This is a genomic window from Pseudomonas sp. R4-35-07, from assembly GCF_003852235.1.
Lineage (GTDB): Bacteria > Pseudomonadota > Gammaproteobacteria > Pseudomonadales > Pseudomonadaceae > Aquipseudomonas.
This window is the reverse complement of record NZ_CP027732.1, coordinates 2,195,029-2,207,601: the sequence shown is the minus strand read 5'-3', so window position 1 is coordinate 2,207,601 and position 12,573 is coordinate 2,195,029. Positions and strand designations below refer to the sequence as shown.

The following is a 12,573-nucleotide window of genomic DNA, read 5'->3' as shown; positions in this document are numbered from 1 at the left end:
TCTGATACTCCTCAGATATAGATGCCACGGGTCAAACCACCGTCGATGCCGATGGACTCACCGGTTACCGCGCCAGCCTTCGGCGACGCCAGGAAGCCGATCAGCCAGCCCATTTCGATCGGTGCCAGGGTGCGGCGAATCGGCGTCGCGTCGATGTAGGCCTGTTCAACCTGTTCCGCGGTCTTGCCTTGCTTGACCGCTTCGCGCTCGTACAGCTCCTGGATATGCGGGGTATCCACCACGCCGGGGTGAATCAGGTTGACCGTGATGCCCGACGGACCGAGCTGGTCGGACAGGGTTTTGGTCATGTGGGCAATCGCCAGGTTGCGCATGCCCGAGAGCACTTTGCTGCTGCGCCCGGTGAGCCCGCCGATGTTGATGATGCGACCGAAGCCGGCAGCCTTCATGTGCGGGGTCACGGCCTTGGCGCAACGGAAGTAGCCGATCACCTTGGTGTTGAGGTCCGACAGCAACTCCTCGTCGCCGGCGTGCTCGATGTCATTGCGTACCACACCAGACGGCGCGGCAGCACCGTTGACGAGGATGTCGATGCGGCCGAAATGCTTGTACGCCGCATCGACCATCTCCGACACGGCCTTCATGTCATTGGTGTCACAGAACAGCGGCAGCACTTCATTACCGGTCTGTGCCGTGATCTCTTCGGCAGCCAGTTGCAGGAACGCCATGCGCCGCGCGCAGATCACCACCTTGCAACCTTCCTCGGACAGAAAACGTGCGACTTCCTTGCCGATGCCCATGCCGCCGCCGGTCACAATTGCCACACGGCCTTTCAATTCCAGATCCATTGCCATTTCCTCTTGTGATTGTTCGATTCAGGCGAGATCGACGAAGACGCTTTTGGTCTCGGTGTAGGCGTCGATCACGTTCTTGCCCATTTCCCGGCCCCAGCCGGATTGCTTGTAGCCGCCGAACGGCGAGGCCGGATCGACCACGTTCCAACAATTGATCCATACCGAGCCGGCCTTGAGCTGCGCGGCCACGCGGTGCGCCGAGCGCAGGTCGCGGGTCCACAGGCCGGCGGCAAGGCCATAGGGCGAGTCGTTGGCGCGCAGCACCAGTTCGTCGATTTCGGTCCAGGCCATCACGGTCAGCACCGGGCCGAAGATTTCTTCGCGGGCCACGCAGGCGCGCTCGGCGCGGTCCAAAAACACGCTCGGAGCAATGAAGTGACCACGCTCCAGGTGTTCGGGACGGCCGCCGCCGCAGATCAGTTCGGCGCCCTCTTCCTGGCCCCGCTGGAGGTAACCCTTGACGGTGTTCAATTGCCGCGCGGACACCAGCGGGCCCATGCTGCTGGCCGGGTCCAGGCCATCGCCGAGTACGTGGGCGGCGGCATGACGCTGCAGTTCTTCGAGCACCTGATCAAGCACACTGGCATGCACATACAGGCGTGAACCGGCCGTGCACACCTGGCCCTGGTTGTAGAAAATCCCATCGGCGGCGCCCTTGGCGGCGCGCACGATGTCGGCGTCGGGCAAGATGATGTTCGGCGATTTGCCGCCCAGCTCCAGGGACACCTTTTTCATGTTGCCGGTGGCGGCCTGGGCGATCAGCCGACCGACCTGGGTCGAGCCGGTGAAGGCGATCTTGTCGACGTCCGGGTGCTGCGCCAGTGGCGCGCCGGTGTCGACGCCCAGGCCGGTGATCAGGTTGACCACGCCCGCCGGGAAGCCTGCCGCTTCAATCAGTTGCACCAGACGAATCGCCACCAGCGGCGTCTGCTCGGCGGGCTTGAGCACCGCCACGCAACCGGTGGCCAGCGCCGGACCGAGCTTCCACACGCACATGGTCAACGGGAAGTTCCACGGCACGATCAGCGCACACACGCCCACCGGCTCGCGCAGGGTGTAGTTGAGCATCGGCGCGCCGCTGGCCGGCGAGACGGGCAGCGTGCTGCCTTCGATCTTGGTGGGCCAGCCGGCGAAGTAGCGAATGATGTTCGCCGCGCTGGCCGCTTCACCGCGCGCATTGGCGATCGGCTTGCCGTTCTCCAGGGTGATCAGTTGCGCCAGCTCCTCGCGGTGCTGGTCCAACAGATCGGCGAGGCGAAACAGCAACAAACCGCGCTGCGCCGGTGACTGCAAGGCCCAGGCGCCGGTGAAGGCTGCGCGGGCAGCTGCCACGGCCGCATTCACATCGCGCTCATCGCCCTGGGCGACTTCAGTCAGGGTCTGTTCAGTGGCCGGATTTTCCACGGCAAAGCGACGACCGCCGGCGGCGTCCTGCCAGGTACCGCCGATAAACAGGCGGCCGGGCTGGTCCAGGAACGCCTGGACGGCAGGCAATAATTGGAGCAGGTTCATGGTCGACTCCTTCACAGCGCCATTTCGATCAGGCAAGGCCCGGCATTGGCGGCGGCGTTGGCCAGCGCCCGTTGCAATTCGGCGTTGGTGTGTACGGTGCAGGACGGCACGCCATACCCTTTGGCCAGGGCCTTCCAATCGATACGCGGACTGTCGAGTACGGTCAGCTTGAGCGCCTGCGGGTCGAGCTCGGTCATGCCGAAACGGCGCAGTTCGTTCTGCAGGATCGCGTAGCGGTGGTTGGCGGCAATCAGGATCACCACCGGCAATTGCTCGCGGGCGATGCTCCACAGGGTCTGAATGGTGTACTGGGCGCTGCCGTCCGATTGCAGGCAAAACACCCGGTTGCCAGGCTCGGCCAGTGCGGCGCCAAAACCCACCGGAATGCCCTGGCCGATGGCGCCACCGGTATTGGTCAATACACGGTGCCGCGCGGCACGGGCAGAAGCGGTGAAAAACGGATAGCCGCAGGTGCCGCCCTCCACCGAGACAATGCAGTCGTCCGGCAGCGCGGCGGCCAACACTTGCCCCACCGACTGCGGGCTCAAAGCCGCCTCGCCCGGCGGCAGCTGGATGTCCTGCGGCGTCGGTACATAGGCCGGCGCATCCAGCGCATCGGCCAGCGCGGTCAGCGCCCCGGCCACATCGTCGCCCACTTCGGCCAGCGACAGCAGACGCTCACGCTCAGCCAACCGTGACGGAATACCTTCGTAGCCGAAATAACTGATGGGCTCCACGACACCGGCGCACACAACCTTGTCGTATTGCTCGAGGATCTCAATTGCCACTTCCGGGAAATACGGCAAGCGATCCAGGTCGGGCAAGCCGCCGCCGCGGTAGCTCAGGCGCGGGAAAGTCTCGGCAAACATCCGCACGCCGGGCAGTTGCGCCAGGCGCCCCGCCGCTTCCAGGCCGGCCACTGACAAGCCTTGGTCACCGACGATGAAGACCAGGCGCTGGCCATCGCGCAGCGCCTGGGCCACGGCTTCGATACGGTCGCCGGCAAAGCGCCGGACCGGCGCACGTAGCGGGCTGAACTGCCCATTGTGGGTCGCCGTATTGGATTGCAGGTCCATGGGCAGGATCAAGCTGGCGATCTGGCCTTTGGCTTGCCAGGCGGCGCGCATGGCTTCCTGCAAGTCCTCGCCCACACCGGACGCGGTGCGCGAGGTGCGTACCCAACCGGAAACAGTACCGGCCAGGGCCTGGATGTCGCTGGCCAAAGGCGGGTCGTAATTGACGTGCCATGACGCGTGGTCGCCGATCACATTGACGATGGGCGTGTTGGCGCGCCGTGCGTTGTGCAGGTTGGCGATGCCGTTGGCAAAGCCCGGGCCCAGGTGCGTCAGGGTCATTGCCGGTTTGCCGGCGATACGACCGTAACCGTCCGCCGCGCCGGTGCACACCCCTTCGAACAACGACAACACCGGCTTGAGGGCGGGTGCACTGGCCATGGCGGCCACCAGCGGAATCTCGGTGGTTCCCGGGTTGGCGAAGCAGTATTCGATACCACTTGCCGCTGCCGCATTCACTATTAGTTGTGCGCCATTCATTGTCAGCCCTCTCACTTGAGCGTTTTCTTTGATGAGATTTATCACATATAAAGACACTCATAACAAGATTTAATTTAAGTTAAATCTCTTATTTTGAGATTATATGCAATTAATACGTTCTCAATATAGAGTGATGACGTGTGGGGGCGGGCTTGCTCGCGAAAGCGGCATGTCAGTCCACACAGCCGTCACTGAAGTACCGTTTTCGCGAGCAAGCCCCGCTCCACATTGGATCTGGGGCGTTTTCGCCTATAGTGCTTACCCGCACGCCTCCCCTTCTCTAGGAACGAAATGAGCAGTCTGAGTAAGTTGTTGAGTGTCCTGGACCTGTTCGGTCCACAGACGTTGAAGATCGACCCGGACACCATCGCCGAGCGCATGAGCCTGTCGCGCGCCACGGCGTATCGCTACGTCAAGGACCTGTGTGACGCCGGGCTGCTGACGCGCGTGGACGCCGGCAGTTACGGCCTGGGGCCCCGCGTGATCGAGCTGGACTGGATGATGCGCCAGTACGACCCCATCCTTCTCGCCGGGCGCGAACTGATGCATGAACTGTCGACGCAGACCGGCCTTGCGGTGTTCGCCAGCGTTTTCTATGACGGGCGCATCATCAACACCTACATCGCCGAACCGACTGACACTTACCACTTCTCCTTCGGGCGCGGGCACCCGCTGCCGTTTTTTCGCGGTGCGCAATCCAAGGTGTTAATCGCCTATCAGAAAGGTCGGCGCTTGCAACGCCTGTTCGAAGAACATATGGCCGGCGACCCGGAAAGTGCCTTTGACTGGGCAAGCTTTGCAAAGGCCACGAAGAAGATTCGCAAGGACGGCTATTGCCTGACCCACGATGAACTCAACCTGGGCCTGACCGGCATCGCGGCGCCGATCATCCAGCCGGATATGGACGAAGTGGTGGGCAGCTTATCCGCCGTCGGCAGTACTCAAAGCTTCAGGCTGCTGCGCCAGGAAACCGTGATCGAGATGGTGATGGACACCACGCGACGGATTGCCGAGAACATGCGCAATCAGCCGGGCGCCGCCGCGCCCTGAAGTTGAGGCGCGACAGCCAGGGTGGATCAGAACGGTACGGCGACGGTCACCTGGCTGTATAGGTTGGTGCCATTGCCGACAGCCTGGTTTCCGCCCGTAGTGGAGTCCTGTTTTGGCTTGTAGAGACCGATCAGCGGCGTGATGATCAAGTGTGGGTTGACGGCCCACTCGGCGTACAGGTCCAGCTCCCGCGCACTGAGATTCAGCGCATCGCTTTTGCGCAGCGTGTCGAAGTCGAAGTACAACGCACCCAGGGTCAGGTTTTCCAGCGGCGTGGCTTTGAGACCCACATGCTGGATGCGCGTGTTGCTGTTGAACGGCCCGGCATAGTTGCCGGCGACTTCGCCTTGCAGCCAGGTGCCGTAGCCGGAGCTCAGACCTGTAAACAGCGAATCCCATTTTTGTGAATAGCGGGCATAACGATAGGTAACCTTCGGTGCCCAGGCCACATCGGCAAAGGTATAACCGGCTTCGCCGTACCAGGCTTTTTCCGGTCCGCTGTCTTTGTCCTGCCAGGCGTATTCGAATGCCAGGCTGACGTTCGGCAGGCCCGCATCGCCTTCGCCGCGCACGCTATAGATATTCATACCCTTGCGCTGGCGCTGAAAATCACTCGCCCAGCGATCATTCACATCAATGCCACGCACCCAGGTCAACCCCAGGGTGCCGGGCTTGGTGGTGTAATCGAGCGTACCGGCGGCCACTTCGGTTTCAGCCTGGGCGCGGTTGTCGGACTTGAGCCACAACAGGCTGCCATGCAGGCCATCCTTGCCGCCCAAGCGCAGGAACGCGGTCTGATCGAAAGCATGGCGCGCCGCCAGGTAGTAAGCACCGCCCCGGTTCAGCTTGCCATCGGCCGGGCCCTTGCCCAGGTTCGGCCCGTCGTCGTTGATCAGGAAGCCACTGCCGAGCTTGACCACTTGGCGCCCACCGGAAATATCCACACCGTCCTGGCCCAATGCCGGGAACAGATCGCCGGAGCGCCACCCTAGGTAAGCGTCTTCGATTTTGGTGGTGCGTTCGGTGCCCAGAGTGTTGCCGGCCGGGTCGCCGTCGCCCCAAGTGGCGGAGCTGAGCAGGGCGAACGCACCATAGGCGGTGCCGTTGCCCGCCAGGGACTGGTCGCCGCTCAAGCCGTATTTGATAAAGCCTTCGCGCCAGGTTGAGCCACCCGACGTGCCGTCATAGTTCTTGCGGCTGTTGAACATACCGAATACGGCGGTCATGTCTGCGTTGAAATGGCGGCTCTCATCGCTGTACAGCTCGTAGGCCTGGGCCTGGCTGATGGCGCAGAGCGTCAGGGTACAGGCCAATGTACCGTTGAGAAATGAAGTGGAGGGATACCGCATGATCGAAGCTCCTTGAAGTGCGCCTTTAAAGGCTGTCTCAGGTAATTGGCATAACAGGGGCGCAGCCGCGCTGCGCCAGGTTCGCCGAGGCGTTACTCGCCCGCGCGCTTATTGACGAACAGCAACTGCTGGCCGGTGAACTCCAACAGACCTTCAAGGCCGAACTCGACGCCGAAGCCGGACATCTTGCTGCCGCCGAACGGCGTGTTCGGTTGGATCCGGGCGTGGCAGTTGACCCAGGCCACGCCGCTTTCCAAGCGACTGGCCAAGGCCTGGGCCTGTTCGACTTCCGGTCCCCATACCGAGCCGCCCAGGCCCATGTCACCGGCGTTGGCACGGCGCAGCACATCCTCGACGTCGCTGTAAGCGATCAGCGGCAGCACTGGTCCGAATTGCTCCTCGTCCACCAGACGCTGGCCGTCGGTCACATCCGCGACCAACGTAGGCGGATAAAAGAACCCAGGACGGTCCAGACGTGCGCCGCCGCACAACACCCGTGCGCCCTGGGCCCGTGCATCGGCGACCAAGGCTTCAACCAGTTGCAATTGATCGAGGTTCTGCACCGGCCCAAAGTTGACGCCGGGCTCCAAGCCATCACCCACCACCTGGCGTTCAGCAATTAGCGTGAGCGCATCGGCAAAGGCCTGGTACTGGGATTCGTGAATGTACAAACGCTTGAGCGCAGCGCAGGTCTGGCCCATGTTGAGGAAGGCGGCCTGAAAAATCTCCTCGGCCACCTCCTCCACCGGGGTGCTGGGCAATACGATCGCGGCGTCGTTGCCGCCCAGTTCAAGGGTCAGGCGCTTGAGATTGGTGGCCGCGCCGCGCATTACGCTCTGGCCGGTGGCGGTGGAACCGGTGAAGACAATTTTCTGGATCCCCGGGTGCGAGGTGATCGCACTGCCGAACCCCTGCTCGCCGGTCACGCAGTTGATCACACCGTTGGGCACATGCCGCGCAATGATTTCCACCAGGCGCAGGGTGCTCAGCGGCGTCAGGCTCGACGGTTTGCTGATCACGCAGTTGCCGGCGCGCAGTGCCGGCATGATGTGCCACACGGCGATCATGAACGGCCAGTTCCACGGAGTGATGGAAGCCACCACACCCAAGGGTTTGCGGTGCAGCTCAATGCGCTGGGTCGGGGTTTCTTCCACCAGTTCCACGCCAATCTGCTGTTCGGCGGCATAGCGGGTCCAGGCGGCGGCGCCCATGACTTCGGAAAATGCCAGCTCCAGCGGCTTACCTTGTTCGCGCACGATCAACCGGGCCAACTCATCGGCGCCCTGCTCGATATCCTCGGCAATCGCCAACAGACGCTCGCAGCGCTGAGCATGCGAAACATGACGCCATTCCTTGAAAGCCGCCTGGGCGGCGGCCACCGCATCGTCCAGTTGAGCCAGCGAGCCGGCCGGGCATTGGGCAAATGCGGCGCCGGTGGCCGGATTGATCACCTCGAACTGTCCGTTTTCACCGGCAACCTGAACCCCATTGATAAGCATCTTGTAGTGGTGCATGTGTCATCTTCCTTTAACGCTGGCGAGCCTTGCCGGACACCGGCAAGCGAACAGTCTATAGTGTGCAAGGTGCAGTGAGACGGTATCGCTCAATGCCTCAGAGTTTGTGGCTGCCCAGCGCCAGAAAACGCTGCGGCGATACCTTGCGCAGTCGCGCGGCGAGAAAAACCCCGCCCAGCAGCGCCGCTGGAATGACTGCGCATAAGGCGTAGGACAAGAGCTGGCTCGCGCCGGTAAGCACATCGAAATGCACCACCGCCAGCACCAGCACCATCAGCAAGGCCAGGCAGGAGAAAATCGGCAGAATACGCCCCCGCCAGATGCCGACGTTGAGTTCGGGATGCCGGTGGAAATACACACACACCGAGATCGAAGTCATCGCCATGAGCAAAATGACGCACAGCGTGGCGAGGTTGGAGAACCAGGCGAACAGTTGCAGGATCGGATCCGCATCCATGGCGGCGAAGATCAGCACCACGACTGCGGCGATCAGACTTTGCAACGCCGAACCCATATGCGGGCTTTGGTGCACACGGTGGGTGGTACCCAGCAAACTGTGCAGCAGACCGTCCCGGCCGATGGCGTAGAAATAGCGTGCCGCGGCGTTATGAAACGCCAGCAGCCCGGCGTAGATGCTGACCATGAACAGCACGCGGATAATTTGCGTCAGATAGGGGCCGACAAAGTGGTCCGACATGCCGTAGATGAAGGTGGTCGGGTCCTGCAAGGCTTGCAGCATCGGCACGATTTTATCCGATCCTACGCCCACCACCATCGACCAGACTGACAGCGCGTAGAACCCGCCGATCAGCAGCACGGAGCTGTAGGTGGCAATCGGAATGGTGCGGTGTGGGTTTTTCGCTTCTTCGCCGTAAATCGTAGTGGCCTCGAAGCCGATAAAGGCCGCGAAGCAGAACAGCAGGCCGATCGACGGAGTACCGCTGAACACGTGCCGGCTGGTGAAGGAGTCGAGATTGACACCGCTGTCGCCGCCGGTCTTGAGAATCGCGACATCCAGGGTCAGGATCGCCAGGTATTCGGCAATCACCACCACCGACAATACGCGGGCCGACAGATCGATCTTGCGATAGCCGAGGATCGCGATGCTGACCATCGCCATCAGCGAGTAGGACCACCAGGGCAACACCAAGCCGTACACGCTCTCCATGGTGCCACTGACCACACCACCGAACATGCCATAGAGGCCAACTTGCAGGATGTTATAGGCAAACATCGCCAGCACACCCGCCGCCCCTCCGGCCAGGCCACCCAAGCCACGCGAGGTAAAGGCGTAGAAACCACCGGCGTTGGTGACGTGGCGAGCCATGGTGGTGTAGCCGACCGAGAACGCCACCAGCACCAGCAAGGCGAGCAACAACAACGCCGGGGTACCGGCACCATTGCCCAGCATGATGCCAATCGGGAATCCTCCTGCGATGACGCTGAGCGGACTCGCCGCCGAAATCACGAAGAAGATGATAAAGCCGACACCCAAGGCGCCACGCTTGAGCTCCGTGGAGCTGTTGACCGGGATAGATAGACTCATGTTCTTAACCTTATTGTATGAGGCAGTCGCTGTGGTGTAGGTCCGATCAAGGCGCTATCGGTACCAGGTAGCGCTTTTGTTTTTGGGATTGCACGCTGTATTCGATGCTATGCCCCCCCACGAACAACCCGCTATCCCAAATCGGTAACATCGCCGGTGTCACATCAGACCGACAGATACCGGCCTTCAGGACCGATTTGGGATAACGGAGCCCCTCTGCATTCAGGCATGCTAGGTCCAGCCCCCTATTCTGGATGCCAGCCATGCCCTTTACTGACTCCAAGCGCCGCTGGCTGATACTGGCCATAATCTCCAGCGCATTACTGCTTATCGTCATTGACATGACGGTGCTGTATACCGCCTTGCCCACACTGACACGAGAGCTAGGGGCCACGGCGTCACAAAAGCTCTGGATCATTAATATCTACGCGCTGGTCGCCGCCGGACTGTTGTTGGGCATGGGCACCCTCGGGGACCGCCTTGGGCACAAACGCCTGTTTATCGGTGGCCTGGGCGTTTTCGGCCTGTTCTCGCTGATCGCTGCATTCTCGCCGTCGGCCAGCGTATTGATCGGCGCCCGTGGTTTCCTCGCGGTCGGCGCAGCGATGATGATGCCCGCTACGTTGGCGCTGGTGCGTTTGACGTTTACCGACCCGCGCGAGCAAGCCATGGCGTTCGGTATCTGGGCCTCAGTAGCCTCCGGGGGCGCCGCATTCGGCCCCGTAGTGGGTGGGCTTTTGCTGGAGCATTTCTGGTGGGGCTCGGTGTTTCTCATCAATGTACCGATTGTGCTGCTGGCTCTGCTGCTCGCAGCGACAGTGATTCCCGATCACCCGGGGAATGCGCAAAGACGCTGGGACTGGCTGGGTTCGCTGCAGGTCATGATCGGCTTGATCAGCGTAGCTTATGCGGTCAAGGAACTGGGTAAACGGCACCCCTCCTTCGAAGCCATGCTGATTGCGCTCGTCTTGGGCACGTTATTTCTGACGCTTTTCATTCGACGTCAGCGGCGTGCCGATCAGCCGATGCTTGATCTGACGCTGTTCCGCGCGTCAGGCTTCAGAAATGCAGTGATTTCAGCAGTGGTATCAGCCGCCGCCTTGATCGGCATGGAACTGGTATTCAGCCAGCGCCTGCAACTGGTGCTGGGCCTGTCGCCGCTGGAGGCGGCGCTGTTCATCCTGCCGCTGCCGCTGGGTTCGTTCGTCGCCGGACCGCTTGCCGGGCATTACCTGCCGCGCCTGGGAGAGCAGCGTATGCTGTTCTGGACGCTGCTGCTCTCAGCCGCTGCGATGCTCACCTATTTGCTGGCGCACAACGCCGCAGCGCCAGTGCAGATCGTCAGCCTTGCGCTGCTGGGCTTTACGATGGGCGCAGCGCTGACCGCAGCGTCCAGCACGATCATGCTCAGCGTGCCCGCCGACAAAGCCGGCATGGCCGCCTCCCTTGAGGAAGTATCCTTTGAACTGGGCGGCGCCGCGGGCGTGACGCTGGCGGGCAGCCTGTTATCGGCAATCTACACGTACTCGGCGAGCCAGACGATTGCGCCATGGCTGGCCCTGAATCCCATGATCTTCGAGAGCCTCGACGATGCGCTGGTGGTTGCCGCGACGTCTTCGCCCGAACACGTCACGATGCTGACCGAGTTAGCCCGTGCGGCGTTCGACGCAGGTTTCGTCGCCGTGCTGGCGGCCTGTGCGGCATTGTTGCTAATGGCAGCGCTGCTGGTCAGGCCACGTAAACTGTTGTCATGAATAGGTGACAGCAGCCGATGTAGTGACACATCCAATAAAAAGTCGGTGGTCCCAAACCAACCGATGATCGATCAACACGCTGTTCACCTGTGAGATAGCCAAATGCTCGACGCCCTTTCCATCCGCTTGAAAATCGTCCTCTTGTCCGGTTTGTGCCTGCTTGGCGTGATCGGCCTGATCGTCGGCATGAACCTCTATCAGGGTAACCAGAACAACCGGTTGATCAGCACCTCGAGCAGCAGGATGCTGACCGAAAGCGGCGAAACCCTGCTGCTGGCCAGGGCCGCGGAGCAGGCAACGAACCTGCAAAGAGTCTTCGGCAATAGCCTGCAGATCATCAGCGCTTTTTCCGACCAGGCGGCCAACTTACGCACCATGGCCGCCCAGCGGGGGTTGGCGGCCGCTACATTGCGTGAGGAACTTAACCTGGCGCTCAAGACGACGTTCGAACGCAATCCGCAGGTTCTAGGGCTTTGGCTGGTTTACGAACCTGATGCGCTGGATGGAAAAGACCGTGAGTTCGCCAACGACGCCGCACGCGCCTCCAACGAAGATGGACGGTTTGCCAGCGCCTGGAATCGCGGCGCAGGCGAAGCGATGAATATCCTGATCCCTGAAAGCGACTTGCAGAAAACCGAACTGAGCATCAGCGGCACGCCTTATAACAGTTGGTACACCTGCCCACGAGATACCCGAAGCACTTGCCTGATGGCCCCTTATGCCGACACCCAGGCCGGACAGGTTCAACTGATGACCACGCTGTCGATGCCCCTGATCGCCGATGGCAAGGTCGTCGGCACCCTTGGGGTCGATCTCGCGCTCGGCGCTCTGCAAGCTGCCGCCAGCGATGCTCAGCGTACGCTGTTCAACGGTTCAGGGCGCATGCTGATTGTTTCCGACAGTGGTGTACTTGCCGCTTACAGCGCGGACGCGAGTCAGATCGGAAAAAACATCAGCGTTCCTTCGGCAGAGGATGGCAAAGCAGTGCTCACCGCATTGAAACAACAAAAGCCGGTAGTGCTGGCACGTGATGACCTGATTCGCGCTGTCTACCCCGTTGCGCCAATGCCCGAAGCGGCGGCGTGGGGAGTGGCTATCGACCTGCCGAAGGGCGTCCTGCTGGCGGACTCAATGAAGCTTCAGGCCTTGCTTGACCAGACGCAAACCCGCGACATACTGGAGTCGCTGCTGGTCGCCATCGGCGCAGGGTTGTTGGGCCTGCTACTAATCTGGTTCACCGCCTCCGGTGTGACACGCCCCATCAACAGTGTCGCTCGAATGCTCAAGGCGATTGCCAGCGGCGACGGCGACCTGACCCAGCGGTTGGATTACCGCAAGAAAGATGAACTGGGCGAACTGGTGAACTGGTTCAACCGGTTTCTCGACAAACTGCAACCCACCATCGCGCAGCTCAAGCAGAGCATCACCGCAGCGCGCGGCACCGCCGACCAGTCTTCGGAAATCGCGCGCCAGACCAGCGAAG

At 61.6% G+C, this 12,573-nt stretch carries 8 protein-coding genes and 1 pseudogene; 3 read left to right on the top strand and 6 right to left on the bottom strand.

Features of this window, described 5'->3' with window-relative positions; genetic code table 11:
• Nucleotides 1–11: 11 nt before the first annotated feature.
• From C4J89_RS10255 to C4J89_RS10245, 3 genes are read right to left on the bottom strand one after another with little or no spacing between them, the layout of a single operon-like run.
• A complete protein-coding gene (locus C4J89_RS10255; RefSeq protein ID WP_124362228.1) occupies nucleotides 12–806 on the bottom strand; it encodes an SDR family NAD(P)-dependent oxidoreductase in 795 nt (264 codons plus the stop codon).
• A gap of 27 nt (nucleotides 807–833) precedes the next feature.
• Complete coding sequence (locus C4J89_RS10250) at nucleotides 834–2,324, bottom strand: aldehyde dehydrogenase family protein (protein ID WP_124362227.1); 1,491 nt, start codon at nucleotides 2,322–2,324, stop codon at nucleotides 834–836.
• An 11-nt stretch (nucleotides 2,325–2,335) separates the two neighbouring features.
• Nucleotides 2,336–3,877 (bottom strand): acetolactate synthase large subunit, encoded by a 1,542-nt coding sequence (locus C4J89_RS10245; RefSeq protein WP_124362226.1) that lies wholly within the window; start codon nucleotides 3,875–3,877, stop codon nucleotides 2,336–2,338.
• Between the two features lie 291 nt (nucleotides 3,878–4,168).
• On the opposite strand from C4J89_RS10245, the gene C4J89_RS10240 reads away from it, so the two are divergent.
• Entirely contained in the window at nucleotides 4,169–4,927 is a 759-nt protein-coding gene (locus C4J89_RS10240) for an IclR family transcriptional regulator (protein WP_124406846.1), read from the top strand.
• Nucleotides 4,928–4,953: 26 nt separating this feature from the next.
• On the opposite strand, the gene C4J89_RS10235 is transcribed toward C4J89_RS10240, so the two are convergent.
• The 3 genes from C4J89_RS10235 to C4J89_RS10225 form a co-directional block, all read right to left on the bottom strand.
• On the bottom strand, nucleotides 4,954–6,276 hold the full coding sequence (locus C4J89_RS10235; protein WP_177412824.1) for a hypothetical protein: 1,323 nt from the start codon (nucleotides 6,274–6,276) through the stop codon (nucleotides 4,954–4,956).
• 92 nt (nucleotides 6,277–6,368) lie between these two features.
• On the bottom strand, nucleotides 6,369–7,790 hold the full coding sequence (locus C4J89_RS10230; protein ID WP_124403728.1) for an aldehyde dehydrogenase family protein: 1,422 nt from the start codon (nucleotides 7,788–7,790) through the stop codon (nucleotides 6,369–6,371).
• Nucleotides 7,791–7,887: 97 nt separating this feature from the next.
• Entirely contained in the window at nucleotides 7,888–9,336 is a 1,449-nt protein-coding gene (locus tag C4J89_RS10225) for an APC family permease (RefSeq protein ID WP_124362223.1), read from the bottom strand.
• 263 nt (nucleotides 9,337–9,599) lie between these two features.
• Between C4J89_RS10225 and C4J89_RS10220 the strand changes: the two genes are divergently transcribed.
• Together C4J89_RS10220 and C4J89_RS27420 are read left to right on the top strand one after the other, a co-directional pair.
• The gene (locus C4J89_RS10220; protein WP_124362222.1) at nucleotides 9,600–11,090 is read left to right on the top strand and encodes an MFS transporter; all 1,491 of its coding nucleotides are present in this window, start codon (nucleotides 9,600–9,602) and stop codon (nucleotides 11,088–11,090) included.
• A 102-nt stretch (nucleotides 11,091–11,192) separates the two neighbouring features.
• A pseudogene (locus C4J89_RS27420) lies at nucleotides 11,193–12,425 on the top strand (chemotaxis protein); the annotation flags it as partial.
• Nucleotides 12,426–12,573: the final 148 nt, after the last annotated feature.

Bases quoted from the DNA above. Each gene is read 5' to 3' on its own strand.
- C4J89_RS10255 (WP_124362228.1), bottom strand. From the start codon at position 806: ATGGATCTGGAATTGAAAGGCCGTGTGGCAATTGTGACCGGCGGCGGC.
- C4J89_RS10250 (WP_124362227.1), bottom strand. From the start codon at position 2,324: ATGAACCTGCTCCAATTATTGCCTGCCGTCCAGGCGTTCCTGGACCAG.
- C4J89_RS10245 (WP_124362226.1), bottom strand. From the start codon at position 3,877: ATGAATGGCGCACAACTAATAGTGAATGCGGCAGCGGCAAGTGGTATC.
- C4J89_RS10240 (WP_124406846.1), top strand. From the start codon at position 4,169: ATGAGCAGTCTGAGTAAGTTGTTGAGTGTCCTGGACCTGTTCGGTCCA.
- C4J89_RS10235 (WP_177412824.1), bottom strand. From the start codon at position 6,276: ATGCGGTATCCCTCCACTTCATTTCTCAACGGTACATTGGCCTGTACC.
- C4J89_RS10230 (WP_124403728.1), bottom strand. From the start codon at position 7,790: ATGCACCACTACAAGATGCTTATCAATGGGGTTCAGGTTGCCGGTGAA.
- C4J89_RS10225 (WP_124362223.1), bottom strand. From the start codon at position 9,336: ATGAGTCTATCTATCCCGGTCAACAGCTCCACGGAGCTCAAGCGTGGC.
- C4J89_RS10220 (WP_124362222.1), top strand. From the start codon at position 9,600: ATGCCCTTTACTGACTCCAAGCGCCGCTGGCTGATACTGGCCATAATC.